Here is a 25,780-nt window from a genome sequence, read left to right on the forward strand (position 1 = left end):
CAGGAGCCGCCGCGGGGACGGCGGTCCCGGTCCCCGGGAAGCGGTGCTGAGGTCGACGGGGCCGGCACGCTCGGTCTCTCAGCTCTTCTCGAAACGGAACCCGACGCCCCGCACGGTGGCGATGTAGCGCGGGTTGGCGGCGTCGTCGCCGAGCTTCTTGCGGAGCCAGGAGATGTGCATGTCGAGGGTCTTGGTCGACGACCACCATGTGGTGTCCCAGACCTCACGCATGAGCTGATCGCGTGTGACGACCCGCCCGGCGTCCCGCACCAGCACACGCAGCAGGTCGAACTCCTTTGCCGTGAGCTGCAGTTCCTCCTCGCCCATCCACACGCGGTGCGAGTCGACGTCGATGCGCACGCCGTGCGTGGCGGGCGGGACGGCGGGCTCGACGGCCGCGCCCCGCCGCAGCAGTGCACGCACGCGCGCGAGCAGCTCGGCGAGGCGGAAGGGCTTGGTGACGTAGTCGTCGGCACCCGCGTCCAGGCCGACGACGGTGTCGACCTCGTCCGCACGCGCGGTGAGGACGAGCACGGGAAAGGTGTGCCCCTCGTTGCGCAGCCGGCGGCAGACCTCCAGGCCGTCCATGCCCGGCAGACCGAGGTCGAGCACCACCAGATCGATGCCGTCCTTGAGGCCTGCGTCGAGCGCCCCGGGGCCGTCCTCGCGCACCTCGACCTCGTATCCCTCACGGCGCAGCGCGCGTGCCAGGGGCTCCGAGATGGCGGCGTCGTCCTCGGCGAGCAGTACACGGGTCATGCGGCGATGGTAGTCCTCGTCGCCGAGCGTAAGGCCGGTCCCTGCCAACCAGCGCGGATCGTCGGAGATGCGAACTCGTTACCTTCGAATTGACTGGGAATTTACCCCTTGCGCCTGTGATCCCGCTCCCAATCCCTTCCGTTACGGGTACCCCCGTGACGTATGGTGAGCTGGCTTCCGGCGTGATCACCCAGGGGCGGGGGCCCCGGCGGAGCCAGTGCGGCGGTGATCCTGTGTCGCCGGCCGACCGCGTCCATGAGACCGGAGGCCGGCCGGCCCGGCGGTGGACTTCCGCCAAGGGGGGCGGCGAGCACACGCACCATCCGGCCCCCGGGATGCCGGGCCTCAGGAGCTCTGCCCGCGAGGGCCCACCCGTCATGTCCCGGCCCGGGGACGGTGCGGCGGAGGCGGCACCAGCGATCAACATGTCCCCAGCGCCGGGCCCTTGCCGTGTGAGAAGCACGCGGGGGCTGCCCGGGACCGGCGGCACCCCGCCGGCATCCCGCACCGGCCCCCTTCTCACACAGCGAGGAAACCCCCCACATGGCGTCCACAACGTCCAAGGACGCGCCGCAGCACCCGCCTGCGGCCGACGGCAAGACCTTCTTCGGCCACCCCCGCGGTCTCGCCACCCTCTTCATGACCGAGATGTGGGAGCGCTTCAGCTTCTACGGGATGCGCGCCCTGCTCGTCCTCTATCTGACGGCCGCGGTCGCAGAGGGCGGTATGGGCATGGCCTCCGCCACGGCCGTGGCTCTCTACTCCGTCTACAACGCGACGGTCTACCTGATGGCGATGCCGGGCGGCTGGCTCGGCGACCGCGTATGGGGCCCGCGCAGGACGGTCTCGATATCCGCGTTCGTGATCATGATCGGCCACGCGCTGCTGGCCACCGGCGTCAACGCGCTCTTCTTCGCGGGCCTGGTCTTCATCGGCGTCGGATCCGGTCTGCTGAAGGCCAATATCTCCACGATGGTCGGGCACCTCTACTCGGGCCCCAACGACCCCCGCAGGGACGGCGGATTCACCGTCTTCTACATGGGGATCAACATCGGCGCCTTCGCCGCCCCGCTCCTGATCGGCTGGGCCGGTCAGAAGGTCAGCTGGCACCTGGGCTTCGGCCTCGCCGCCGTCGGCATGGCCCTGGGCCTGATCCAGTTCCTGATCGGCACCAGGCACCTCGCGCCGGAGTCCAGTGTCGTCCCGCAGCCGCTGGACGCGGCCGACCGCAACAAGGCCATCCGGAACACCGTGATCGCCGCCGTCGTGACGGCCGTCTTCTACGCGGCCATCGTGCTGGCCGACGCCTTCACCATCGACTGGGTGCTGTGGCCGCTGAGCATCGCCGGCCTCGTGCTCCCGACGTACTACTTCGTACGGATGCGCCGTGACCGCGAGGTCACCGAGGACGAGCGCAAGAAGCTCACCGGCTACATCTGGTTCTTCGTCGCCGCCGCGATCTTCTGGATGATCTTCGACCAGTCCGGCTCCACGCTGAGCCTCTTCGCGGAGAAGAGCACATCGACCGACCTGTTCGGGATCGAGTTCCCCACGAGCTGGTTCCAGTCGGTCAACCCGCTGTGGGTGATGATCATCGCCCCGGTCCTGGCCGCGCTCTGGGTCAAGCTCGGCAGCCGCAACCCGGCGACCACGACGAAGTTCTCCTTCGGCCTGATCGGCATCGGCGTCTCCTTCGGCGTGATGATGCTGGCCATCGCCTCGGCCTCCGGCGGCGACAAGGTCACGCCGCTGTGGCTGATCACCGTCTACCTGATCCAGACCGTCGCGGAGCTGTGCCTCTCGCCGGTCGGCCTGTCGGTGACGACGAAGCTGGCTCCCGCCAAGTACGCGAGCCAGCTCATGGGCGTGTGGTTCCTCGCGGTCACCGCCGGCGACTGCGTCTTCGCGATCGTCCAGCTGGTGCTCGGCGACGCCGCCAGCGGCAAGACGGGCTTCGCGGTGCAGGGCGTCATCGCCGCGCTCGCGGGCTTCGTCTTCCTCGCCGCCCGCAAGAGGATCAACCCGCTGCTGGGCGCCGTGAAGTAACGCGCACCCGGCACGGAGGCCCCGGTTCCGCACCCGCGGAGCCGGGGCTTCTGTATGTGCGGGACGCGATCCCTGCTCACGGAGAGTGCTGTTGCGGCCAGGGCCGGACGCCCTGACTCTGGTGAGGTGCACAGGCTCCCGCTCGTACTCGTCACATGTCTGGCGATCCTTCTCTGCACGTCACCGGTGGTCCGGGGCAGCCAGGAGCGCGGACACGCGCAGACGGGGCCGGAGCGCCGGATCTACTCCTACGGCCCGCTGCACGGGCAGAGACTGACCGCATACAGTGACCCGAATCCTGCGCGGCCGGGTCCGCGCCGTACCGGCGTCGTCATCGTGCACGGAGGCTTCTGGTACCAGGACCGCTCCGCCGGGTGGAACGGGTGGGCAAGGCGCATCGCCGGTGCCGGCCCCGCCGTCTTCAATCTCGACTACCGCCGCAACACCGACGCACCGTGGCCCGCCCAGCGCGCGGACGTGCTGCGCGCACTGAGCTGGATCAGGCAGCGTGCCGGGCACTTCGGCGTGGACCCGCGCAGGATCGTCCTCCTCGGCTCCTCGGCGGGCGGGCAGCTCGCCACCAGCGCCGGCGCGCAGGGGGAGGGGCGGCGCCGCGTCGCGGGCGTCGTCGCGCTCTCCCCCGTTGTGGACCCGTACCGCTCGTGGAAGGCCGCGAGAGCGCCCGACGGTGACGAGGCCGGCATGGCGGTGCTGCGCGCCAACGCCGTCCGGCTGGCGGGCTGTGAGCCACGGCCGCGCCGCAGTGGCACGCGCGGGGCCGAGGCATGCCGCCGCGTCTGGCGGGACATGTCGGCCACCCGTCATGCCTCCGGGGCCGGAGATCCGCCGATGCTGCTGATCCACTCCCGGCACGACTTCGTTCCCGTCGCGCACTCCGAGGCGCTGCGGGAGGCCGAGCTGCGACGGGGCATGTCACCGGGCGACGTCACCGTCGTGACCGTGCCGGGCGCCGAGCACGGCGGGGGCCTGCTGAGCAGGCCGGGCGTCGAGCGGAGGCTGCTGAGCTGGATCGCGGCGCGCGCCCAGGCGTCCACCCCGACGTCGGCGCCGGTGCCGCGCGCCGGTACGCACGGCTGAGGACGCCCGCGCGGACCGGCGGGGGACCGCCGGACCCCGAGCGGGCGCCCTCGCTGGCTGGGTCCGTTCCGGGACCCGTGAACGGGTCCCGTCCTACGGCAGGTTGCGGGCCATGACGATCCGCTGCACCTGGTTGGTGCCCTCGTAGATCTGCGTGATCTTCGCGTCCCGCATCATCCGCTCGACCGGGTAGTCACGGGTGTAGCCGTAGCCGCCGAGCAGCTGGACCGCGTCCGTCGTGATCTCCATGGCGGCGTCCGACGCGTAGCACTTGGCCGCCGCGCCGAAGAAGGTCAGGTCCTCGTCCGCCCCGCCGAGGGCGATGCGCTCGGACCTGGCGGCGGCCGCGTACGTCAGCTGGCGGGCGGCCTCCAGTTTCATCGCCATGTCGGCGAGCATGAACTGCACGCCCTGGAAGTCGCCGATCGGCTTGCCGAACTGCTTGCGCTCCGCGACGTACCCCTTGGCGTAGTCGAGGGCACCCTGCGCGATGCCGAGCGCCTGGGCCGCGATGGTGATGCGGGTGTGGTCCAGGGTCAGCATGGCGGTGGTGAAGCCCGTGCCCTCCTCGCCGAGCATGCGGTCGGCGGGGATGCGGACGTTGTCGAGGTAGACCTCGCGCGTCGGTGATCCCTTGATCCCGAGCTTCTTCTCCGGGGCGCCGAAGGAGACCCCTTCGTCGTCCTTCTCGACGACGAAGGCGGAGATGCCCTTGGTGCGCTTGTCGGGGTCGGTCACCGCCATGACCGTGTAGTAGTCGGAGACACCGGCGTTGGTGATCCAGCGCTTGACGCCGTTGAGGACGTAGTGGTCGCCGTCCCGTACGGCCTTGGTCTTCATGCCGCCCGCATCGGAACCGGCGTCCGGCTCGCTCAGGCAGTACGAGAACATCGCCTCGCCGGCGGCGAGCGGCGCGAGATAGCGCTTCTTCAGCTCCTCCGAGCCGGAGAGGATCACGGGCAGCGACCCGAGCTTGTTGACGGCCGGAATCAGCGAGGACGACGCACAGACGCGAGCGACCTCCTCGATGACGATGACGGTCGCGAGGGCGTCGGCCCCGGCGCCGCCGTAGGCCTCGGGTACGTGAACGGCGTGCAGGTCGTTGGCCTCGAGCGCATCCCGGGCCTCCTGCGGGAAGCGGGCCTCCTCGTCCACCTCGGTGGCGAAGGGCGCGATCTTCGCCTCGGAGAGGGCGCGCACCGAGTCCCTGAGCATGTCGTGCTCTTCGGACGGCCGGTACAGACCGAAGTCAGCGGCTGCGCTTTTTCCCGATGGCGCCAAGGTGTCTCACTCCTCATCAGCTGTGCTGTGCCGGTAGGGCGACCGGTACGGGGGCATCTGCTAATTACCGTTAAGTAACCCGATTCTAGAGCCCGCTGCCCGGCCCGGGATACGTGAGGTTCACGACAGGCGGCCCCGGATATGCTGCGCGGGCAGCGTTCCCGGAGCGTGCGGAGCAGCTCTTCCGGAGCGTCCCAAGTGTCGTCCTACAGGAGCAACCCAACCATGGCGAACAAGGCCCCGCTCAAGATCACAGTGATCGGCACCGGCTATCTCGGCGCCACGCACGCCGCCGCCATGGCCGAACTCGGCTTCGACGTGCTGGGTCTGGACATCTCGCCGGAGAAGATCGCCCTGCTGGAGCGCGGCGAGACGCCGATGTACGAGCCCGGGCTGGAGGAGCTGCTGCGCAAGCACGTGGCGGGGCACGAGGGTTCGAGCGGAAGGCTCCGTTTCACCACCTCCTACGAGGAGGTGGGGGAGTTCGGCGACATCCACTTCGTCTGCGTCAACACCCCGCAGAAGCACGGCGAATACGCCTGCGACATGAGTTACGTCGACAGCGCGCTCGAATCGCTGGCGACCCATCTGCGGCGCCCGGCCCTCGTCGTCGGCAAGTCGACGGTGCCGGTGGGCAGTGCCGCGCGGCTCGCCACCCGGCTCGCCGAGCTGGCGCCCGCCGGCGAGGACGCGGAACTGGCCTGGAACCCCGAGTTCCTGCGTGAGGGCTTCGCCGTTCAGGACACGCTGCACCCCGACCGCATCGTCGTCGGTGTGCGCAGCGAGCGCGCCGAGCAGCAGCTGCGCGAGGTGTACGCGACGCCGCTCGCCGAGGGATCGCCCTTCGTCGTCACCGACTTCCCGACGGCCGAGCTGGTGAAGACCTCGGCCAACTCCTTCCTCGCGACCAAGATCTCCTTCATCAACGCCATGGCCGAGGTGTGCGAGGCCGCCGACGGCGACGTGGCCAAGCTCGCGGAGGCGATCGGGTACGACGACCGGATCGGCAAGAAGTTCCTGCGCTCCGGCATCGGCTTCGGCGGCGGCTGCCTGCCCAAGGACATCCGCGCGTTCATGGCGCGGGCGGGCGAGCTGGGCGCGTCCGAGGCGCTCTCGTTCCTGCGAGAGGTCGATTCGATCAACATGAGGCGCCGCGTCCACATGGTCGAGCTGACCAAGGAGGCGGTGGGCGGCACCCTGTTGGGCACCCGCATCGGCGTCCTGGGTGCCACGTTCAAGCCGGACTCCGACGACGTGCGGGACTCGCCCGCGCTGAACGTCGCGGGGCAGCTGCACCTTCAGGGCGCACAGGTGACCGTCTACGACCCCAAGGGCATGGAGAACGCCCGCGCGCTCTTCCCGACCCTGCGCTACGCGTCGACCGCCCTCGATGCGGTGCGCGGCGCGGACGTCGTACTGCATCTGACGGAGTGGCGCGAGTTCCAGCAGCTGGACCCGGCGGCGCTGGGCGAGGTCGTCGCGGTGCGGCGCCTGCTGGACGGCCGGAACACTCTCGACCCGGTGCTGTGGCGCAAGGAGAACTGGAAGTTCCGCGCGCTGGGGCGCCCGACGGCCTGATCCCGCGCGCGTCCACGCCGGAGCCTGACGGGGCTTGACGAGCCCGAGGGGAGCGCCTGACCGCCGACCGGCCCGCCCCCGCCTTCTTCGGCGCGGCGCGGACTCAGCGCTGCTTCGCCCTGTACGTGCGCATCTTGGCGCGGCTGCCGCACACCGCCATGGAGCACCAGCGGCCGCGGCCGGCGGGGCTGCGGTCGTAGAAGACCCACAGGCAGTCGTGCGCCGGGCACGCCTTGAGCCGCTGCCAGGTGCCGTCCGACTCCGCCGTGACGATGCCCGCGGCGATGCGCGCGGTCAGCAGCGGCAGGCCGGTCAGCCCGTCGGCGGGGCGCAGCGCCGCACGCCCGGCCTCGTCCACGTCGACGGTGAGCGGTGCGTCCGCCAGCAACCGGGCGAGCACCCCGGACTCCTCCGGGGGCATGTCCGTGCCCGTGTGCGCCAGGCACGCGGCCCGCAGTGCCTCACGGAGCTCGCACACCGCGGCGAGCTCCTGTCCGCCGCGCTCGGCGCCGCTGCGGTCCCGGCCGAGCCCCTCGATCCCGTGACGCCGCGCGAACTCGGCGACGCCGCCCGGCGCGGCGAGCGAGTCCTCGCCCGTCTCCACGTCGAGCGTGTTCGTCAGTTCCCGCACCAGAACGAGTGCTTCTGGGGGCGATCGGTCCGTCACCCTTGCCACGTTACCGACGAAGGGCCATCATCTGGTAACCAGCAGCGTTACCAGATAATTGCTTCAAGGGGTAACTATGGCCATCGCCTCGATGCACAGCATCGTTCTGGACTGTCCCGACACCCGGCGTCTCGCCGAGTTCTACGCGCAGGTACTCGACTGGAAGTTGGATCCGGACGGCACGAAGGACTGGATGGACGTCAACGGCCCCGGCGGGCAGCGGCTGTCCTTCCAGGAGTCGCCCGGCTTCATCCCGCCCCAGTGGCCCAGCCTCGAGCACGCCCAGCAGCTGCACCTGGACCTGGACGTGCCGAAGGAGCGCCTGGACCAGGCGGAGAAAGAGGTGATCGAACTGGGTGCCCGGCTGATCCAGGGCGACGACGGAGGCAAGCGTGGCTTCCGCGTCTATCTGGACCCTGCCGGGCACCCGTTCTGTCTGTGCGCCTGTGACTGAGGCCTGAGGACCTCGGGGGTCACGGCGGAGGGGTCACCGGTCGGAGGTGACGGTGACCTTCTCGTCGTTCTGCAGCTGCTCCGTGAGCTGCTTGACCTTCGCCTTGTCCCACTGCAGCGAACCGGCAGGAGCGGGCCCGGAGATGGGCATGTTCATCCGCTTGCCCTCACCGCTGTTGACGTCCTTCATCGCGAAGAACATCGAGCCCAGGCTCCACAGGCTCATGTCCTTGTCGACGACGAGGGTGTCCAGGCCCGCACCCATCGTCGGGTAGAGCCTGAAGGGGTTGAGGATCGTCGAAGGGGTCGCGGTCTGGTTCGCCAGCGCGGCGAGGAACTTCTGCTGGTTCTTCGTGCGGCCCAGGTCGCTGTCCCCGGTGCCCGCGTGACGGTTGCGGACGAAGGAGAGGGCCTGCTTGCCGTCGAGGACCTGCTTGCCCTTCTTGAAGTCCGCGCCGGAGTTCTTGTCCTTGATGTCCTGCGGGATGTTCATCTCGACGCCGCCGACCGAGTCCACGATCTGGGCGAAGCCGCCGAAGCCGATCTCCGCGTAGTGATCGATCTTCAGGCCCGTGTTGTGCTCGACGGTACGGACGAGGAGCGTGGCGCCGTCCTGCGAGTAGGCGGCGTTGAGCTTGGTCTGCTGGCTGTTGTCGTAGTGCTTCCCGGACTTGGAGCCGGTGAACGGCGGTATCTCGACCCAGGAGTCGCGGGGCAGCGAGATCAGCGTGGGGCCGCCGCTGCCGACGTGGAGGATCATCATCGAGTCGGTCCGCTTGCCGCCTGCCGAACCCGTGTGCAGGTCCTTCTTCTCCTGCGCGGACAGGCCCTCACGGCTGTCGGAACCGACGATGAGATAGTTGGTGCCCTCGCCGGTCCCCGGACGGTCCTCGACGATGCTCAGGTCGACCTCACGCCGGAGCTTGGAGTCGGCCCAGAAGTAGGTGCCGATCGACCACGCGAGCAGGATGACGACCAGGGATATGACCACGGTCTTGAAGCGCGGCCGGCGCCGCCTCGGGGGCGCGTCCTCGTACGGGTAGGCGTCGTAACCGTCGCGCCCACCCGCGCGCCCGCCGTAGACCTGCCCGGTGTTGTATCCCGAGTCGTAGCCCGGATCGTCGTAGTAGCCCGGCTGCCCTCCGTAGCCCGCGTCATAGCCGCCTCTCGACTGCGGCGGCACGCCTCTGTGGGCTCGCGGGCTGCCGTACCTGTCGTGTGAGTCGTTCCATCCACCGGGCCAGTCATTCATGGAGGGCAGTCTGCCTTGACCCGCCCGGAGGAACACAGCCCGGGGGCGAGATCGGACAGATGCTGTAGCCGTTCTGATGCAAAGGCACTGTTCGTCCCCTATAAGGCCACCGGCTGGTCACGGCGGGTGCACGCCCTAGGGTGGGGTGCATGACCGACCAGGCTCCCGCTGCGGAGAACGGCCTGCAGGGCAAGCCCACCCACGCCTCCCGTACGACGCTTTCGCACATCATGTCGGGCAACGAGACGAATCTCCTCGGCACGGTGCACGGCGGCGTGATCATGAAACTGGTGGACGACGCGGCGGGCGCTGTCGCGGGACGTCACTCCGGCGGTCCGGCCGTCACCGCCTCCATGGACGAGATGGTCTTCCTCGAGCCCGTGCGCGTCGGCGACCTCGTCCACGTCAAGGCGCAGGTCAACTGGACGGGCCGCTCCTCGATGGAGGTCGGTGTGCGCGTCCTGGCCGAGCGCTGGAACGAGGCGGTCCCCGCCACCCACGTCGGCTCGGCGTACCTCGTGTTCGCCGCGGTCGACGCGGACGGCAGGCCCCGCCCCGTGCCTCCGGTGCTGCCGGAGACGGAGCAGGACCAGCGTCGCCATCAGGAGGCGCAGATCCGCCGCACGCACCGGCTGGCCAGCCGCCGCGCCATCAGGGAGCTGCGGGCCCGCAAGCAGCGTGAGCGCGAGCAGTCGCGCCTGCAGCAACAGGCGCAGTCCGAGCCGTGGTCCGGAGCCTGACGGTCTGCTGACTCCGGCTGGGTTCCGGCCGGTTCGGCGGGCACAGGCCCGCCAGGCCGGTCAGGCCGGCCCGTCAGGCGCAGGAGGCCCGCTCGCCCCCTGTGACGGCGCCGTTGTTCCCCGAGCCGGCGCTGGGCGAAGGAGCCCCCGACGAGGTCGAGCTGAGGTGCACCTTCCGCACGCTGTGGTGCTTCTTGCCCACGAGGACCCGCATCACGGGACCGCGGCCGGGTTCCTCCACCAGCTTGGCCCCGGGCAGGGCCTTGGCGAGCGTGCGGGCCGAGCGGTCCCAGCGCGGGTCGTAGGAGATGGTCGTACGGGACACGTCCCGGCGGTCCGCGGACCCCGGTGCGCCCGTCGTGGCGAAGCCGGTGCCGTCCAGCTTCTTCTCGACGCCGCCCGCCAGACCCTCGCGGTCCGTGCCGTTGTCGACCTGCACCTGGATGCCGCTCGGGGGAATGCTGACGACGGCGCCCGGTGCGGCGTCGCCGGACCCCTTCCCGGTACGGGAGCCCCCGGCCCGTTCGGTGTCCTTGGGCTTCTCGTTGGTGAGCGGCTTGTCGTCGCGCAGCGCGGCGAAGAGCTTGTCTGCCTTCCGCCGGTCCCACTTCACGGTGGAGCCCAGCTTCGGCACGCGGTGGTCGGCGTCCTGGACGGGGACGGACACGAACTCCGAGGAGTCCGAGTTGAAGCGCCGCAGCGCACGCCCGAGTTCGAGCATCTCCGCGCTGCCGAGCCCGCCGTCCGCGCGCACGGAGTCGAGGACCGTGGAGGCGACCTTCCTCAGCTTCACGGGGTTCATCAGGACGCCGCTGTCAGTGGCCTTCTCGAGGACGGCGGCGAGGAAGTGCTGCTGACGGTCCATCCTGCTCAGGTCGGAGCCGTTGCCCAGGTGCCGGGCCCTTACGTACTGCAGAGCGCGGCCGCCGTCGAGGGTGGTGGTGCCCGCGGGCAGGTCGAGACCGGAGTAGCTGTCGTGCAGCGACTTCTCCGTGCAGACCGGCACGCCTCCCAGAACGTCGACCGTGCGCATGAAGCTGGTGAAGTCGACCTCCAGGTAGTGATCGACGTGGATGCCGGTCATGGCCTCGACGGTGTTCACGGTCAGGTGCGCGCCGCCGTGCGCGTAGGCGGAGTTGAGCTTCGCGGGGACGGACGCGTGCCGCTTGCCGCTGCCCGGGTCGGTGTGCGCGGGAAGCTTCGTGTACGAGTCGCGGGGGAGGCTGACGACGCTGGCCCGGTCGTGGTCGGCCGAGAGATGGACGAGCATCAGGGTGTCCGTGCAGTCGCAGGCGGAGCCGCCGAGCCGGTACTTCTCCCGCTGCTCGTGCGAGAGCTTGTCGCGCCGGTCGGTGCCCACGACGAGGAAGTTGACGCCGCCGGTGTCCCGAGGGCGGTCGGTGAGCCCCTGGAACGGATCGACGCGGTTCACGTCCGCGTTGAGCCCGCTCACCATGAGGTGACCCACCCCGCTCGCCCCCAGCACCAGCACGGAGAGAGCCATGGTCAGGCGCAGTCCCCAGCGGGGCCTACGACCGTTTTTGTGTGCTTCCGCGCGCATTGCCATACTGTAGGGCGATACGATCTGCGGCTCTTGAGCACACGCCGTCTCACGATCGGCAGGGCACCCGGCTGGCGTGCGGAGGTCCTCAACGGGCGCGGTAACGTGAACGCGTGACTGATAGGACTTCCACGGGATCGGAGCTGCCCGCGGTCTCGGTGATCATGCCGGTCCTCAACGAGGAACGGCACCTGCGCAGCTCCGTCAAGCACATCCTCCAGCAGGAGTACGACGGAGAGCTGGAGGTCGTCATCGCTCTCGGGCCCTCCGAGGACCGCACGGACGAGATCGCGGCGGAGCTGGTCGCCGAGGACTCCCGCGTCCACACGGTCCCCAACCCGAGCGGCCGCACGCCCGCGGCGCTGAACGCTGCCATCAAGGCGTCCCGGCATCCGGTGGTGGTGCGCGTGGACGGGCACGGGATGCTCTCGCCCGGATACATCGCCACGGCAGTGCGGCTGATGTCGGAGACCGGCGCCGCCAACGTCGGCGGCATCATGCACGCCGAGGGTGAGAACGACTGGGAGCGGGCCGTCGCAGCCGCCATGACGTCGAAGATCGGTGTGGGCAACGCGGCCTTCCACACCGGCGGGCAGGCCGGCGAGGCCGAGACCGTCTACCTCGGGGTCTTCCGGCGTGACGTGCTGGAGCAACAGGGCGGCTACAACGAGGAGTTCATACGCGCTCAGGACTGGGAGCTGAACTTCCGGATCCGTGAGGCGGGCGGCCTCGTCTGGTTCTCACCGGAGCTGAAGGTCGAGTACCGCCCGCGGCCGAGTGTCCGGGCGCTGGCCAAGCAGTACCGGAACTACGGGCGTTGGCGCCATGTCGTCGCGCGCTACCACCCCGGCTCGATCAATCTGCGCTATCTCGCGCCGCCCGCGGCCGTGTGCGCCATCGCCGTGGGCACGGGGGCGGGTCTGGCAGGGCTCCCGCTGGGCTTCGTGATCCCCGCCGGCTATCTGGCGGCCGTGGTCCTCGGTTCGCTGCCCGCGGGCAAGGGGCTGCCGCTGAAGAGCCGTGCGTGGATTCCCGTCGCGCTGACCACCATGCACATGTCGTGGGGCTGGGGCTTTCTGACGAGCCCGCGCAAGCTCGCGCGCAAGGTCATCGCGTCCCGCAGGGAGCCCGTTCCGGCCACGAACTGACGCCATGAGAGGGGGCAGCCGCCGAAGCGGCTGCCCCCTCTCATGTGCTTCTGCCGTTCCGCGGTGGGTGACTCACGGCGCCGGGGCCGGCTCATGCGGCGCCTGCCGGGTCACCACACGTTCGCCGGATTGACCTCCATGCACGCCTTGTCGTTGTCACCGCGCAGGGCGTCGGCGCTGTCGGGCGCCTTGTTCTCCTGCTTCTTCCCGGAGCCGCCTCCGGCGTCCTTCGGGTAGATGTTGCCCTCACGCCAGTCGCCGCCGACCACCAGCGTCACGCCCTGCACCCCGCTGGAGTGCTTGACGGCGCTCTCGGGCAGCCCGATGGCCTTGGCGACCGCCAGGGCGTTGCCGCGCTCGTCCTCGCGCTGGTAGCTGATCGTGGTGTCCGCCTGGGACTTGGGCGTCTGGTCGGCCGTGGCCTGCGCGAAGCCCTTGCGCCCGAGCTGTTCGGAGATGACGCCGGCCCGCCCGGTCACCGGCGGCTGGAGGGCGCTCCCGGTGCCGTTCATCACCCGTACGGGGATCTCCGACTTCGGAGCCGAAGGCTCGCTCGGCTGCGGCTTCTTGCCGCGGGCCTTCTTCTTGTCCTTGCCGTCCAGCGCGATGTCGTTGCGGATGAGCGAGAAGGTGTTGTCGGCGTCGCCCTTCTTCGGGACGACGTAGCCGCCCGGGGCGTACTGCCAGGGCATCGTCGCCATCGTGATGCGCTTGGTCGGCACGCGCTTGAGGTCGTTGCCGAGGTCGTAGAGCTTCTTCACACTGCCGAGGCCCTCGTCGACCGTGAGCGCCTGGGTGGCCGCCTCGGCCAGGTCGCGCATCTTGCCGGGGTCGGAGAGCTTCGTGCCGGCCTTGAGCTGACGGACCATCGAGTTCATGTACATGTGCTGGGCACGCGCCCGGCCTATGTCCGTACCGTCGCCGAAGCCGTGGCGGGTGCGCAGCCAGTGCAGCGCCTGCTCGCCCCGTACGACGGAGTTGCCCTTCTTCAGCCGGAGCTTGGACTGCGGGTCGTAGACGTTGTTGTTCACGCAGACGGGGACGCCGCCCACGGCGTCCGCCATGGAGACGACACCGGCGAAGTCGATCATCATGAAGTGGTCGATCGGGATGCCGGTCAGCTCCTCCCACGTGGCGACCGTGCAGCCGGGACCGCCGTGCTGGAGGCTGGTGTTGATCTTGTCCGTCGTCTCCTCGTAGACCTTCTGGTCATCGGGGTCCGTGCACTTCGGGATCGTCGCCTTGGTGTCACGCGGGACGGAGATCACCGAGATGTTGCTGCGGTCGGCCGAGACGTGCAGCAGCATCTGGACGTCGGCGAGCGGCGGACGCTCCCGGTCGCCGCTCGCGCCGCCGAGCTTTACGTTCTCCTTGGACTGCCGGGAGTCCGACCCCAGCAGCAGGATGTTCATGGGAGTCTGGCCGGCGGCGTTCGGGTTGCTCTTGTCCAGCTTGCTGTCGCCGAGGTTGAGGATGTCCTTGCCGAGGTTGCCGTTCAGATGCTCTATGTAGAAGTAGCCCGCTCCGGCGGTGGCGAGTATCAGCAGCGACAGGCAGATGGTGAACCACTTCAGGACACGTCTCTTCTTACGGGGACGGGGACCGTCGCCGCCCTCGTCCCCGCCGCCGTAGTCGCCTCGATCCATCCCGCCGCCGCCTGTCTGTGAGTACCGCTGTCGCTGATGCGGCACGCGGCCGTACTGCGCATCCCACCGGCGGTCGCGCACCGGCGCGCCGCCCTGCATCCCCCGGTCACCTCTGGTGCCGTCGTTCTGCCGCACGGGACCTCCCCGTTTCCGTCCCCGCGCGGTGTGTGCGTCCCTGGGGGTGCCCGGCCGGGCACCCCCAGGGCACGTACGTCACTTCGCGCAGACCTTCTTGTCGTTCGCCTTGACGTTCTGGACACCGTCCGGCGCCTTCTCAGGTGCCGAGACCGGTTCCCCCGCCTTGGTGAAGTCCTTGGCCAGCGTGAGCTGCATGGACTTGCCGGCGCTCGAGGTCTGCTTCAGAGCCGACTTCGGCAGACCCATCATCTCGGCGAGGGTTGCTGCCTGTCCGGCCTGGCTGGAGGAGAACTCCAGCCTGGTCTTGGACAGTTGGGACGAGGCGTTGCCGGCGTTGGTCGAGAGCCGTACGCCCTTCTGGTTCTGCAGCCAGTCCACGGTCTCCTGGGCCGCGCCCACCGGGCCTCCGCCGTTGCGCACATCCACGCGCACCTCGGACGCCGGTACCTTCTTCGCCTTGGACGGCTCCTTCCCTCCGGCACCCTTCTTCGTCTTGGACAGCGACTTGTCCGCCTGCACCATCTTGAAGAGAGGCCGTGCCTTCGCCTCGTCCAGTACGACGGTTGCGGGGTCGTCAGGGTTGTCCACGACCGGGACGGTGGCGAAGGTGATGTTCTTGACGTTCACCCGCTGAAGGTCCTTGGCGAGGTCGGTCAGCTTCCCGACGGTGCCGATGCCCGTGTCGACGGTCAGCGCCTTGGTCATGGCGTTGGCCAGGCTGAAGAGCTTCGACGGGTTGCTGAGCGTGTCCCCGGACTTCATCTTCCGGATCATCGAGCTGAGGAACTGCTGCTGGAGCTTGATGCGGTCCAGGTCGCTTCCGAAACCGATCGACTTCCGGGTGCGTACGAAGGCCAGGGCCTGCTCACCCTTGACCGTGTGCTTCCCGGCATCGAGGTTCAGATGGGACTTCGGGTCGTTGATGGGCTTCGCGGTGCACACCTGCACGCCGCCGACGGCGCTGGAGAGCTCCTTGACCGCGTTGAAGTCGGCCATCATGAAGTGGTTGATCTTCACGCCGGTCATCTTCTCGACCGTCCGCCAGGTGCAGCCGGGGTCACGTCCGGACTGGCCGAGGCTGGTGTTGAACCGCACGTTCTGCTGGCCCGGAATGGACTTCGTCGAGCCGTCCTTCTGCTTCGTGGGGCAGTTCGGGATGTCCGTCATCATGTCGCGCGGAATGGACAGCGCGGTGGCGTTGGTGCGGTCCTTGGAGACGTGGAAGAGGAACGTCGTGTCGGCGTGGCCCACGCTCGCGGCGTCGCCGTAGCCGCTGTTCCCCTTGCCCTCACGGGAGTCGGTGCCGAGGACGAGTATGTTCACCGGGCCGTCGGTCACTGCGGCGTTGCTCTTGCCGACGTCGACCTTGCTGATGTTCCCGTTGAAGTGGTCGTAGAGGAAGTAGCCCCCGATGCCCCCGGCGACCAGTATGAAACCCAGGGTCCCGGCGCTCCAGCGCAGGACTTTCTGCTTCCTGGACAGGCCCGGCTTGCGCTTGCGGCGGCCATGGCCGACGGCCGGTGGTGGCGGCTGCGAGCGGCCGCGGCGGCGCTGCGAGGGAAGCCGCGGCTCCGCCTCCTCGGCAGCGGAGGCTCTCCTCGGGCGCGACGCGTCGGGACGGCTGCTGGCCGACGAACTCCCGGAGTTGCCGGCGACTGGATTCAGTCGCAGCTTGTAGCTGCCGGTGCTCGGGTCGAACACCCACTGCTCCGCGGGATCGACGTCACCCGCGGGTCCACGGCCTTGCGCGTTCACGATTGCGTAAGTCCTCCATTTGCCGCCTGGCGCCGCCCTGTCGGGGCGGACCGGAGCGGCCACACTATCCGGCAGTTTCGGCGCCGAGCGACGGCGGTGACAAATTCAACGAGCTCAGAAGTGGTCAATTCGCCCCAATCCCAGCGCGGCGGACGGTGGAGATGTCATGTACGACAGACATCTCGCGCCGCTGTCGTTCCGCGATAGACGGGCGCCGGATCCTCCGGCCCGTCGCTGCCGCCCGGTGCGGGACTTTCCGGCCCCTTGTGCACCGAGGATCTGACGGCATTCGCCGCGGCTTGGTTCCTGCTCCCCGGCGCAGGGCTCTGTGTGGTCCCGGCGTCCTCCTGTTCTGCTTTCCGGTTCTCGCCGGGCTGCCCGCCGACCTGCACGGTACGGTCTTCGCGCAGCTGCGCGAAGAGGCGGTCGGCGGCGGGCTGGACGAGTTCGTCGCGGTTCCGGTCGAGCCTGTACGACTGCCGCGGGACGGTCAGGAAGCGCACCTGCTCCTCGGGGATGTCCCGTACGCCGTGGGCGAGTTCGTACAGCTCGCCCAGGGAATCGAGCCCCTGGTCCGCGGTGAGCGCCGACGTCGCCGAGTGAAGTACCGGATAGAGCTTCGCCGGATTGAGCAGAACTCCGTTGCTGCGCACCTTCTTCACGAGCGAGCCGAGGAATTGCTGTTGCCGGCTCATGCGGTCGGTGTCGCTGCCGTTTCCGAGGCCGTGCCGGGCGCGTACGTAACCGAGGGCGTCCTCGCCGCCCAGGGTCTGCCGTCCCGCGGGGAGTTCGAGCTTCGCGTCGCGGTCGCGCACCGCGCCGGGGAGGCAGACCTCCACGCCGCCCACCCGGTCGACCAGCGACTTGAACCCGGTGAAGTCGAGCACGAGGTGATGGTCCACGCGAAGGCCCGTGAGCGATTCGACGGTGCGGATGGTGCAGGCGGCGCCGCCCGTCTCGAAGGCCGTGTTGAACTGCGCGAAGCGTGCCTTCGTACGGGCGCCGTCCCGGCCGCTGCATGCCGGGATGCGCACCATCAGGTCGCGGGGCAGCGAGACGCCCGTCGCACTGTGCCGGTCCGCCGCGACGTGCAGGAGGATCGCGGTGTCGGACCGCTGCCCGCCCTCGTCGTGTCCGTATCTGCTGTTGCCGCCGCGCCGGCTGTCGGAGCCGAGCAGCAGGATGTTCTCGGCCTTGCCGGCGGTGGGTTCGGGCCGCTGCGCCTCGTAGCGCTTGAGTTCCCGTTCGGTGCCGAGGTCCGTGCGGATGTTGCCGTCGAGCCTGTTGTAGAGGGTCCAGCCGAGGCCCGCCGCGGCGAGTACGAGCACGGAGGAGCACAGCGCGGCCGTGCGCAGCCAGCGTCGGCGTCTGCCGGCCGGCGGCTCGACCGCGTCGGCGGCGGGGGACTGTGCGGTCCCGGTGCCTGTGGTGCCGTTCTCGGTTGCTCTGTCGCCCTCGGGCCCGGAGTCGGTCACGTCTGCGTCATCCCTCGTGGTCTCGGCGGCGCGTGCGGGACGCGTACAGGGGTGAGGGCGCCGGTCAGGTAGGCAGACGCCCGAAACCTGTACAAGGTTGTACGCATGGCTGATCGCTGCTGATCACTGCTGAATAGTGACGATCATCGCTGACCGTGCCGGACCGGGCCGGGAGGAGACGCGGGTCGGAGTCCCCGCTCAGTCGATGGTGTGGGTGACGCGCTCGTCCTCGGCGCGTTTGCGCAGGGCAGCGGCGTCCGGACTCGCGGAGTTGCGGACCAGTACGACCGATCCGCCGACCGCCAGTGGGGCCAGCAGTCCGCCGCTGATCCCCTCCCAGCTGTCGTACGGACGCAGCGAGAGCACCCGCGAGCCGGGCCCAAGGCCCAGCGACTCCGCGTCCGCCAGCGCGCGCTCGACGGCTTCGCCTCCGGTGAGGGCGCTCTGCCCGCCGGGAGGGACGATGAAGGGGTCGCCCGGGGCGATGGGCGTGTACGGCATGAACTGGTCGCCCTGGCCCGGCACTTCGGCCGCGTAGTCGAGGAAGCCCTCCGGTGGCTGCGGGAAGCGCGCCCCGAGCGGAAGCAGGCTCAGCGCGACACGCTCGCCGCCGCAGCCGCGCGCCGCCTCGAGGGAGTCGGGGCCGCTCACGACGATCGAGGAGGCCGACGGGTCGCCCTGCACGTCGGCGACGACTCCGGCGGAGGAGCAGGCCAGCAGCCAGACGGCCGTGAGCCAGTGCGCCGGCAGCAGCAGCGCCAGCCGGTCACCCGGCTCGGTGGCCAGTTCGTCCTGGAGCAGGTTCGCGGTCTTCGACGTCCAGTTGGCGAAGGTGGCGACGGAGAGCTCGACGCGTTCGCCGGTGGCGTCGTCGTAGAAGGTCACCAGCGGACGCCCGGGATCCTGCTCGAGCGCGGAACGGAGCAGGTCGGCGGGGGTGCGTGGGGGAATGCTCACCCGGCAAGCCTACGCGGGCGGCCGGGTGCCGATTCGCCGGAGGGTGGTGCGGAGCCTTGCGGTGGGCTCCCCGTACTGCTGACGGAGTGTGACCGGGGGTATCGGACGGAGCATCAGGTGCACCGTTTTGTCCCGAATGGACAGATAACTATGCCTATGTGCACGATCGCGTCATGCGAGCACTACTAGTCACCTCGATCGGTGTCGCGTGTGCAGGAGCTCTGCTGTTGCCGCTCGCGCCCACCGAGTCCGCCGAATCCATGCTGAACGGCAAGCGCTCGACCTCAGCCGACGACGCCGCACCGCCACTCGCCGCCCGCGGGCCCGGGGGCGTGGACAGCGGCACTCGAGCGGCCGGCGCGGAGGGCGACAAGTCGGTCCCCGGCAGCACCCAGTCGGTCACGCTGCGGGCCTCCGGCGGCGGCACCCGCGCCGGCGACGAACTGCTCTCCGCCTGGGAGGACGACCCCTCGGGCGGGAGACGCGTGGCCTCCCGGAAGGTGAAGCCGTTCTCGCTCGTGGGCGTGGTCTGGAAGGACCCCGGCGCCGTACCGCCGGGACGGATCCAGGTGCAGACGCGTTCGTCCGCCACGAAGAAGTGGTCAGCATGGCGGACGCTGAACACGCACGGCGACGGCAGCCCCTCCCCGGGGGAGCGGAGCCGCAGGGGAGAGAAGGCGCTGGGCGCGACCGCTCCCATGTGGGTCGGGGACTCCACGGCGGTACGCGTGCGGATCGTTCCGGACGTGGAGGGAGGCCGTCCCGGAGACAGGTCGGGTGCCCGGGAGGCGCGCGAGACGACGCTGCCCAAGGGTGCGCGCCTGGAACTCATCGACCCGGGGAAGTCCGGCGGCGCCGGACGTCGCGCCGGCGACCGGGCGCGCGAGGAGGACCCCGCGAAGCGTCCCGGCGGAGTGCTCCCGGCGCTCACCAGGGCCGACACACGCTCCACTTACGGGGACGACGCGGCGGACGCCACCCCTTCGAAGAAGGACCGCGCGGAGGACACCCACATCGGGCCGCGCCCGCAGATCGTCACCCGCAAGGGCTGGGGCGCGGACGAGAGCCTCCGCGAGCAGGGGTTCACCTACGGCAGGACCACGAAGGCGGCCTTCGTCCACCACTCGGCCGAGACGAACGACTACAACTGCGGGGACGTGCCGGCGATCATCCGCGGCATCTACCGCTACCACGTCAAGAGCAGCCACTGGCGCGACCTCGGATACAACTTCCTCGTCGACAAGTGCGGCAAGATCTACGAGGGACGCGCGGGCGGGGTGGCCAAGCCCGTGACGGGAGCTCACACGCTGGGCTTCAACACCGACACCACGGGGATCGCCGTCCTCGGCACGTACACCAAGGCCGTGCCCTCGAAGGCCGCGAAGGACGCGCTGGCGAAACTGACGGCCTGGAAGCTCGGCGTCCACGGCGTCGACGCGAGCGGAAAGGTGACGCTGACATCTGAGGGCGGCACCAAGCACAAGCGGGGCAGCAAGGTGACGCTCAACGCCGTCCCGGGCCACCGTGACGGGTTCACGACCGAGTGCCCCGGCGAGAAGCTCTACGGCGAACTGCCCGCCGTCCGGACCGAGGCGGGACGGCTCCAGGGCCGCCGCTGACCTCGCTGCCGACCACCGTCACTGACAGGCTTCTGACACCTCCACAGACCCTCCGCAGACACGGTCTCTGGCACGGCAACTGACAAGGCCCCTGACAGGCCACTGACACCGGCGTGCTGCCGGCTCCCCGCGATCCCGTTCCGCCGCGGAGCCCGGCACCCCCAGCCGCGGGCCCGGCACGCCGGTGTCAGTGGGGCATGCCGAGGCGCCGAGGACATCCGGCACCGCTGCCCCCTGACGCTGCATAAACTGACCGCCGACCACCCGGCTCAGGCCTCCTCCGTCAGTCAGGAAGCGAAGAAGAACCGTTGACAGAAGCGATCCTCCTGGTCGGGGGCAAGGGCACCCGGCTGCGCCCGCTGACCGTGCACACGCCGAAGCCGATGGTGCCGGCGGCGGGAGTCCCCTTCCTCGCCCACCAGTTGGCGAGGGCGCGAGCGGCCGGTGTGGATCACGTGGTGATGGCGACGTCCTATCTGGCGGAGGTCTTCGAGCCGTACTTCGGTGACGGCTCACAGCTGGGGCTGCATCTGGAGTACGTCACGGAGGAGGAGCCGCTCGGCACCGGCGGCGCCATCCGCAACGTCGCGTCCCGGCTGAGCTCGGCGCCTTCGGATCCGGTGCTCATCTTCAACGGCGACATCCTCACCGGCCTCGACATCCGCGAACTCGTGGCCACACACGCCCGCACCGGGGCCGACGTCTCGCTCCACCTCACCCGCGTCGACGATCCGCGTGCGTACGGGCTGGTGCCCACGGACGACGACGGCCGCGTCACCGCGTTCCTGGAGAAGCCGCAGACGCCCGAGGAGATCGTCACCGATCAGATCAACGCGGGGGCGTACGTCTTCGACCGCTCGGTCATCGACACCATTCCCGAGGGCCGGCCCGTCTCGGTCGAGCGCGAGACCTTCCCCGGTCTGCTCGCCGAAGGCGCCCACCTTCGGGGCATGGTCGACTCCACCTACTGGCTCGACCTGGGCACCCCGCAGGCGTTCGTACGTGGCTCCGCCGATCTCGTGCTCGGCAAGGCCCCCTCGCCCGCGGTTCCGGGGCGCTGCGGCGACCGGCTCGTGCTGGAGACGGCACGCGTCGCCCCCGACGCCAAAGTGACGGGCGGGACGGTCGTCGGCGCGGGGGCCACGGTCGGAGCCGGCGCCCGCGTCCACGGAACGACCGTGCTCGACGGCGCCGTCATCGAGGACGGGGCCCAGGTGCGGGACTCCCTGATCGGGGCCGGTGCCCGCATCGGCTCCGGGACCGTGCTCGACGGTGCCGTCGTCGGTGACGGTGCCGTGGTCGGCGAGCGCAACGAACTGCGGGAGGGCATCCGCGTGTGGTGCGGTGCGCGCATTCCGGCGGGCGCGGTGCGCTTCTCCTCCGATCAGTAACCGCTGCGCGCCGGTCCGTCGGGGATCGCTGCGGGGCCGGTCACGTGCGCCTGATGCCGGATCGCGCCCCGGCCGGGATGCGCCGCATGCCTCGCGCATACGCTGTCGGGCGTGTCAGCCACCCGTACCTGGACCGCGCCCCCGTCGTACGACCTGCGGAGCAATCTGCGCGTGCTGCGGCGCGGACCGTACGACCCCTGCTACCGCATCGAGGGTGACGCGGTCTGGCGGGCGACCCGCACACCGGCGGGCCCCGCGACCCTCCGCATCACGGCTGACGCGGCGGGGGCATCCGTACGGGCCGAGGCCTGGGGACCGGGCGGCGAGTGGAGCCTCGAACGGCTGCCCGCGCTGCTCGGCGCGGACGACGATCCGTCAGTCTTCGTCGCCCACCACCGCTTGACGAGGGAGGCGCACCGGCGCCATCCCGGGCTCCGGCTGCCGCGTACCGGACTGGTCATGGAGGCCCTGATCCCGTCGGTGCTGGAGCAGAAGGTGACGACCCACGAGGCGCACCGCGCGTGGCGGCTCCTGGTGCGGCGCTACGGAGAGCCCGCTCCCGGTCCGCACGAGAACCTCCACGTCATGCCGGACGCACGCACCTGGTGCCGCATCCCCTCCTGGGAGTGGCACCGCGCCGGAGTGGACGGCAAGCGCTCCGCCACCGTCATACGCGCCGCCCAGCGCGCGCCCCGCCTCGAGGAGGCGGCGGCGATGGACCTGGCCGGGGCGATGCGGCGGCTCCAGCTCATCCCCGGCATCGGTCCGTGGACCGCGGCCGAGACCATCCAGCGCAGCAACGGCGACCCCGACGCACTGACCGTCGGGGACCTCCATCTGCCGAGCATCATCGGCTATTCGCTCACCGGCGCACGCGACACCGACGACGCCGGGATGCTCGAACTACTGGCCCCGTACGAGGGACAGAGACACCGCGCGGCACGCCTCATCCTCCTTGCCGGACGGGCACAACCGCGCCGTCAGCCGCGCTTCCCCATCGGGAACATCGCCCGGCTGTAGCCGGACTGGCGGGTCTCGCACGGGGCCCGGCCTCAGGCTGCCTCAGCGCACCTCGACGAAGTCGCCGCCGTCCCGCGGCGGCCGCTGCCGTGGCGGTGCCGCCGCGTGTCCCACAGCCACGGCGCCCATCGGGTCCCAGTCGCCGGGGAGTCCGAGCACGTCACGTACGACGTCCCGGCAGAACATCGTCGAGGAGACCCACGCCGAGCCCAACTGCTCACCGGCGAGAGCCACGAGGAAGTTCTGGATGCCCGCGCCGCACGCGACGACGAACATCTCGCGCTCGGCCGCGGAGCGTCGCGCGTCGGGGTAGTCGTGCGAACCGTCCGCCACGAGGCACGGCACCACGAGAAAGGGCGCGTCGCGCAGCACGTCGCCGCGCCGGACCCGCTTGGCGATGCTCTCCTCGCTCTTGCCGTCCGCACGCAGGTCCGCGATCCACTGCTCGCGCATCGCGTCGAGCAGCCGCAGCCGGGACTCCGGCGACTCCAGCAGCACGAAGCGCCAGGGTGTCGTGTGGTGCGGGGCGGGAGCCGTCACCGCCGCGTCGACGGCACGGCGCACCGCGCCGCCGTCCACCGGCTCGGACGTGAACTCCCGGACGGTACGGCGCAACGCGAGCGCTTCCCGTACGGCCTCCGAGGTGCCCAGCCGGAACATGTCCTGCGCGGCGTCCCGCACCAGTGCCCGCGCCGAGGTGGCCCCCGCCGTGCCGGCGGACCCGGCCGGGTCCGCGGAGTCCGCGAAGTCCCCGGGCTCCAGGACATGTTGCGGTAGCCCGCGCACCACGGCGACGGGCAGGCCGTCCGCCTTGCCCTTGACGAGCTCGCCCGCCGCCGCCAGTTCGTCCCCCACCGCGGTGACGGTGACGCCGAGCGGATTGCCGAAGGTGTCGACGCCGCCGCGCAGATCCTCCAGGACGCGCACGCCCGAAGCACCGATGGCCACATCGGTCTGCCCTTCGCGCCACGGCCGCCCGAACGTGTCGGTGACGACCACGCCGACGTCGATGCCCAGCGCGTCCCGCATTCCCTCGCGGATCCGCAGGGCCGAGGCGTCAGGGTCCTCGGGCAGCAACAGCACCGTTCCCTTGGGGGTGTTGGAGGCGTCGACGCCTGCCGCCGCCATCACGAAGCCGTGCCGGCTCTCCACGATCCGCGCGGGACCGCGGCGTGCGACGATCCGCACGGTCTCGGCGTCGATGGCGGCCTCTCGGTCGTCAGCCCGTACGACGCGGCCCTCGGCCTTGCTCACGATCTTCGACGTGACGACCAGTACGTCGCCGTCGGCGAGGCCGGGGGTGCCGGGCCCGTCCGCTGTCTCGCCGGCCGCCTCCGCAGGCTCCTCCGGACCCGTCACGGCGTCGACGATGAGCTTCACCAGGTCGTCGCCGGGGCGCACTTCGGGGATGCCGGGCAGCGCCCACACCTGGTACGCGGGCGCTCTCCGACCGCCGTCGAGTCCGGTCCGCGCGCCCCCGGTGCCTTTCGTCATGCCCCCACCTCTGCCGCCAGCGCGAGCGCTTCACGCGCCATCGCCGCCGTCGCCTCCGTGTCGGTCATCATCAACGGGACGGCGCGGCAGCGGATTCCGGCGTCCTCCACGGCCTGCGTCGAACCGGCGTCGACGGTGTCGACGAGCCAGCCGTCCAGCAGACCGCTGCCGTAGTGCTGTGCGACGGCCGCGGCGGTGGCCTCGACGCCGACCGCGGCGAGCACCTTGTCCGCCATGCCGTGCACGGGCGCGTCACCGACGATCGGCGACAGCCCGACGACCGGCACACCGGCCTCGGCGATGGCCTCCCTGATCCCGGGCACGGCGAGGATCGTGCCCACGCTGACCACGGGGTTGGACGGCGGGAAGAGGATGACGTCGGCCTGGGCGATGGCGTCGAGCACCCCGGGGCCGGGCTTGGCGCTCTCGGCGCCCACGGGAACGACCGCGTGCGCGTCGACCTTTGCGCGCAGCCGCACCCAGTACTCCTGGAAGTGGATCGCCTTGCGGCTCTCGCCCCCGTCGCCCGGTGCCTCGTCCAGGTCCGCGGTGTCGATCAGCACGTGCGTCTCGACGCGGTCGTCCGTCATCGGCAGCAGCGTCACGCCCGGCTGCCAGCGGGAGCACAGTGCCTCGGTGACCGCGCTGAGCGGGTAGCCGGCGCTCATCATCTGCGTACGGACGATGTGGGTCGCGAAGTCCCGGTCGCCGAGCCCGAACCAGCCGGGGCCCACCCCGTACGCGGCCAGCTCCTCCTTCACCGCGAAGGTCTCCTCGGCACGGCCCCAGCCCTGCTCCTCGTTGATGCCGCCGCCGAGCGTGTACATCACGGTGTCGAGGTCGGGACAGACCTTCAGCCCGAACAGATGGATGTCGTCACCGGTGTTGCCGATGACGGTGATGTCCGCATCGGGCGCTGCGGACTTCAGCCCGCGCAGAAATCGGGCACCACCGATGCCCCCGGCCAGAACCACGATCCGCTCCATGCGGACCAGTGTGTCAGCAGACAGCGCTCGAACAGCAGGGCGGTCACCGCGGGCGGACGGGCGGCCGGCGGACGCTCAGCCGGCGGGCGGGGTCGCCGGCGCCGCGGTGCACGCCGCGACTTCGGCAACTCCCGTACGGGCGTGGGGAGGTCGCATCGGCATCTCGGTCAGCCCCGGGAAGTAGATGTGCAGACTGACGACGGGAAGCAGACTCAAGTTGACGACTTCGTGCACATAGCCGGGCGCGAACGCGCGCAAGTCGTCGGGGCGGAGCGTGCGGCCGACCCCGCCCGCGTGCTCGGTCAGTTCACCCTCGAGGACGGTGAACACGCCGGAGGACTGCCCGTGGTCGTGGCGCCCGCTGCCCTGTCCGGGCAGCCAGCTCAGCAGCCACACCTCGTAGCCGGGGCCGGTGCGCAGCCGGTGGTACCAGCGGGTGGCCGGGTCGTACCGCACCAGCGGCTGCCAGCCGGGCCGGTCGGCGGCGATCGTACGTGCCATGCCTGCGAAGCCCGCGACGGTGGAGGGGTGGCCGGGGGCGGGCGGCATGAGGTGGGGGAGGGCGAGCGGGTCGCCCGCGATCTCGATGTCGCTGTTCACGTCGGTGATGTCTTTCGCGCTGAAGGGACGCCCGGAACGTGGCCGGGCGAGGTGCCGGGGACGACCGGGGACCGGTCGGGAAGATCGGCCGGATGCGGCCGGGATGCCGGGTGGAG

At 70.4% G+C, this 25,780-nt stretch carries 21 protein-coding genes; 9 read left to right on the forward strand and 12 right to left on the reverse strand.

What is annotated here, in order from left to right:
• Positions 1 to 78: 78 nt before the first annotated feature.
• Positions 79 to 759, reverse strand: a complete 681-nt coding sequence (locus G4Z16_RS21405) for a response regulator transcription factor (RefSeq protein ID WP_197352321.1) — start codon at positions 757 to 759, stop codon at positions 79 to 81.
• 543 nt (positions 760 to 1,302) lie between these two features.
• Here G4Z16_RS21405 and G4Z16_RS21410 point away from each other — a divergent pair.
• Positions 1,303 to 2,805, forward strand: coding sequence for a peptide MFS transporter (locus G4Z16_RS21410; protein ID WP_197352322.1), 1,503 nt, complete (start codon positions 1,303 to 1,305; stop codon positions 2,803 to 2,805).
• Positions 2,806 to 2,931: 126 nt separating this feature from the next.
• Positions 2,932 to 3,903, forward strand: coding sequence for an alpha/beta hydrolase (locus G4Z16_RS21415; RefSeq protein ID WP_197352323.1), 972 nt, complete (start codon positions 2,932 to 2,934; stop codon positions 3,901 to 3,903).
• A 93-nt stretch (positions 3,904 to 3,996) separates the two neighbouring features.
• On the opposite strand, the gene G4Z16_RS21420 is transcribed toward G4Z16_RS21415, so the two are convergent.
• Positions 3,997 to 5,184, reverse strand: coding sequence for an acyl-CoA dehydrogenase family protein (locus G4Z16_RS21420; protein ID WP_281393705.1), 1,188 nt, complete (start codon positions 5,182 to 5,184; stop codon positions 3,997 to 3,999).
• A 225-nt stretch (positions 5,185 to 5,409) separates the two neighbouring features.
• Here G4Z16_RS21420 and G4Z16_RS21425 point away from each other — a divergent pair, with 225 nt between their 5' ends.
• The gene (locus G4Z16_RS21425; protein WP_197352324.1) at positions 5,410 to 6,762 is read left to right on the forward strand and encodes a UDP-glucose dehydrogenase family protein; all 1,353 of its coding nucleotides are present in this window, start codon (positions 5,410 to 5,412) and stop codon (positions 6,760 to 6,762) included.
• Positions 6,763 to 6,865: 103 nt separating this feature from the next.
• On the opposite strand, the gene G4Z16_RS21430 is transcribed toward G4Z16_RS21425, so the two are convergent.
• Positions 6,866 to 7,429 carry a CGNR zinc finger domain-containing protein gene (locus G4Z16_RS21430; RefSeq protein ID WP_197352325.1) on the reverse strand — a complete coding sequence of 188 codons (564 nt, stop codon included), beginning with the start codon at positions 7,427 to 7,429 and terminating at the stop codon, positions 6,866 to 6,868.
• A gap of 76 nt (positions 7,430 to 7,505) precedes the next feature.
• Between G4Z16_RS21430 and G4Z16_RS21435 the strand changes: the two genes are divergently transcribed.
• On the forward strand, positions 7,506 to 7,883 hold the full coding sequence (locus G4Z16_RS21435; protein ID WP_197352326.1) for a VOC family protein: 378 nt from the start codon (positions 7,506 to 7,508) through the stop codon (positions 7,881 to 7,883).
• A gap of 33 nt (positions 7,884 to 7,916) precedes the next feature.
• On the opposite strand, the gene G4Z16_RS21440 is transcribed toward G4Z16_RS21435, so the two are convergent.
• On the reverse strand, positions 7,917 to 9,134 hold the full coding sequence (locus G4Z16_RS21440) for an LCP family protein (protein WP_197352327.1): 1,218 nt from the start codon (positions 9,132 to 9,134) through the stop codon (positions 7,917 to 7,919).
• Positions 9,135 to 9,283: 149 nt separating this feature from the next.
• On the opposite strand from G4Z16_RS21440, the gene G4Z16_RS21445 reads away from it, so the two are divergent.
• The gene (locus G4Z16_RS21445) at positions 9,284 to 9,874 is read left to right on the forward strand and encodes an acyl-CoA thioesterase (protein WP_078511511.1); all 591 of its coding nucleotides are present in this window, start codon (positions 9,284 to 9,286) and stop codon (positions 9,872 to 9,874) included.
• Between the two features lie 73 nt (positions 9,875 to 9,947).
• On the opposite strand, the gene G4Z16_RS21450 is transcribed toward G4Z16_RS21445, so the two are convergent.
• The gene (locus G4Z16_RS21450) at positions 9,948 to 11,378 is read right to left on the reverse strand and encodes an LCP family protein (protein ID WP_246530980.1); all 1,431 of its coding nucleotides are present in this window, start codon (positions 11,376 to 11,378) and stop codon (positions 9,948 to 9,950) included.
• A gap of 221 nt (positions 11,379 to 11,599) precedes the next feature.
• On the opposite strand from G4Z16_RS21450, the gene G4Z16_RS21455 reads away from it, so the two are divergent.
• Positions 11,600 to 12,583 carry a glycosyltransferase family 2 protein gene (locus tag G4Z16_RS21455; protein WP_197354813.1) on the forward strand — a complete coding sequence of 328 codons (984 nt, stop codon included), beginning with the start codon at positions 11,600 to 11,602 and terminating at the stop codon, positions 12,581 to 12,583.
• Between the two features lie 110 nt (positions 12,584 to 12,693).
• Here G4Z16_RS21455 and G4Z16_RS21460 read toward each other — a convergent pair whose 3' ends face one another.
• The 4 genes from G4Z16_RS21460 to G4Z16_RS21475 all read right to left on the reverse strand — a co-directional run bounded on the left by G4Z16_RS21460 (position 12,694) and on the right by G4Z16_RS21475 (position 18,554).
• Positions 12,694 to 14,328 (reverse strand): LCP family protein, encoded by a 1,635-nt coding sequence (locus G4Z16_RS21460; RefSeq protein ID WP_197354814.1) that lies wholly within the window; start codon positions 14,326 to 14,328, stop codon positions 12,694 to 12,696.
• Positions 14,329 to 14,442: 114 nt separating this feature from the next.
• Entirely contained in the window at positions 14,443 to 16,122 is a 1,680-nt protein-coding gene (locus G4Z16_RS21465; protein ID WP_197352329.1) for an LCP family protein, read from the reverse strand.
• A gap of 164 nt (positions 16,123 to 16,286) precedes the next feature.
• Positions 16,287 to 17,597, reverse strand: a complete 1,311-nt coding sequence (locus tag G4Z16_RS21470; RefSeq protein ID WP_246530981.1) for an LCP family protein — start codon at positions 17,595 to 17,597, stop codon at positions 16,287 to 16,289.
• A 198-nt stretch (positions 17,598 to 17,795) separates the two neighbouring features.
• Positions 17,796 to 18,554 (reverse strand): TIGR03089 family protein, encoded by a 759-nt coding sequence (locus G4Z16_RS21475; protein ID WP_197352330.1) that lies wholly within the window; start codon positions 18,552 to 18,554, stop codon positions 17,796 to 17,798.
• A gap of 173 nt (positions 18,555 to 18,727) precedes the next feature.
• On the opposite strand from G4Z16_RS21475, the gene G4Z16_RS21480 reads away from it, so the two are divergent.
• The 3 genes from G4Z16_RS21480 (at position 18,728) to G4Z16_RS21490 (ending at position 22,584) form a co-directional block, all read left to right on the forward strand.
• Positions 18,728 to 20,173, forward strand: a complete 1,446-nt coding sequence (locus tag G4Z16_RS21480) for a peptidoglycan recognition protein family protein (RefSeq protein ID WP_197352331.1) — start codon at positions 18,728 to 18,730, stop codon at positions 20,171 to 20,173.
• A 308-nt stretch (positions 20,174 to 20,481) separates the two neighbouring features.
• Positions 20,482 to 21,564, forward strand: coding sequence for a mannose-1-phosphate guanylyltransferase (manB, locus tag G4Z16_RS21485; RefSeq protein WP_197352332.1), 1,083 nt, complete (start codon positions 20,482 to 20,484; stop codon positions 21,562 to 21,564).
• Positions 21,565 to 21,675: 111 nt separating this feature from the next.
• A complete protein-coding gene (locus tag G4Z16_RS21490) occupies positions 21,676 to 22,584 on the forward strand; it encodes a DNA-3-methyladenine glycosylase family protein (protein WP_197352333.1) in 909 nt (302 codons plus the stop codon).
• Positions 22,585 to 22,626: 42 nt separating this feature from the next.
• Here the strand turns inward: G4Z16_RS21490 and G4Z16_RS21495 are convergent, their stop codons facing one another.
• The 3 genes from G4Z16_RS21495 to G4Z16_RS21505 all read right to left on the reverse strand — a co-directional run bounded on the left by G4Z16_RS21495 (position 22,627) and on the right by G4Z16_RS21505 (position 25,664).
• Positions 22,627 to 24,078, reverse strand: coding sequence for a coenzyme F420-0:L-glutamate ligase (locus tag G4Z16_RS21495; RefSeq protein WP_197352334.1), 1,452 nt, complete (start codon positions 24,076 to 24,078; stop codon positions 22,627 to 22,629).
• Positions 24,075 to 25,064 carry a 2-phospho-L-lactate transferase gene (cofD, locus tag G4Z16_RS21500; RefSeq protein WP_197352335.1) on the reverse strand — a complete coding sequence of 330 codons (990 nt, stop codon included), beginning with the start codon at positions 25,062 to 25,064 and terminating at the stop codon, positions 24,075 to 24,077. The genes G4Z16_RS21495 and cofD overlap by 4 nt, the downstream gene beginning before the upstream one ends.
• Positions 25,065 to 25,139: 75 nt before the next feature.
• Entirely contained in the window at positions 25,140 to 25,664 is a 525-nt protein-coding gene (locus G4Z16_RS21505; protein ID WP_197352336.1) for a cysteine dioxygenase, read from the reverse strand.
• Positions 25,665 to 25,780: the final 116 nt, after the last annotated feature.

This window comes from Streptomyces bathyalis, assembly GCF_015910445.1.
GTDB lineage: Bacteria > Actinomycetota > Actinomycetes > Streptomycetales > Streptomycetaceae > Streptomyces > Streptomyces bathyalis.

What these genes read in the sequence shown, in the direction of transcription:
- G4Z16_RS21405 (WP_197352321.1), bottom strand. Translation starts at nt 759, where the DNA reads ATGACCCGTGTACTGCTCGCCGAGGACGACGCCGCCATCTCGGAGCCC.
- G4Z16_RS21410 (WP_197352322.1), top strand. Translation starts at nt 1,303, where the DNA reads ATGGCGTCCACAACGTCCAAGGACGCGCCGCAGCACCCGCCTGCGGCC.
- G4Z16_RS21425 (WP_197352324.1), top strand. Translation starts at nt 5,410, where the DNA reads ATGGCGAACAAGGCCCCGCTCAAGATCACAGTGATCGGCACCGGCTAT.
- G4Z16_RS21435 (WP_197352326.1), top strand. Translation starts at nt 7,506, where the DNA reads ATGGCCATCGCCTCGATGCACAGCATCGTTCTGGACTGTCCCGACACC.
- G4Z16_RS21440 (WP_197352327.1), bottom strand. Translation starts at nt 9,134, where the DNA reads ATGAATGACTGGCCCGGTGGATGGAACGACTCACACGACAGGTACGGC.
- G4Z16_RS21445 (WP_078511511.1), top strand. Translation starts at nt 9,284, where the DNA reads ATGACCGACCAGGCTCCCGCTGCGGAGAACGGCCTGCAGGGCAAGCCC.
- G4Z16_RS21450 (WP_246530980.1), bottom strand. Translation starts at nt 11,378, where the DNA reads ATGGCTCTCTCCGTGCTGGTGCTGGGGGCGAGCGGGGTGGGTCACCTC.
- G4Z16_RS21455 (WP_197354813.1), top strand. Translation starts at nt 11,600, where the DNA reads ATGCCGGTCCTCAACGAGGAACGGCACCTGCGCAGCTCCGTCAAGCAC.
- G4Z16_RS21460 (WP_197354814.1), bottom strand. Translation starts at nt 14,328, where the DNA reads ATGCAGGGCGGCGCGCCGGTGCGCGACCGCCGGTGGGATGCGCAGTAC.
- G4Z16_RS21480 (WP_197352331.1), top strand. Translation starts at nt 18,728, where the DNA reads ATGCGAGCACTACTAGTCACCTCGATCGGTGTCGCGTGTGCAGGAGCT.
- G4Z16_RS21495 (WP_197352334.1), bottom strand. Translation starts at nt 24,078, where the DNA reads ATGACGAAAGGCACCGGGGGCGCGCGGACCGGACTCGACGGCGGTCGG.
- cofD (WP_197352335.1), bottom strand. Translation starts at nt 25,064, where the DNA reads ATGGAGCGGATCGTGGTTCTGGCCGGGGGCATCGGTGGTGCCCGATTT.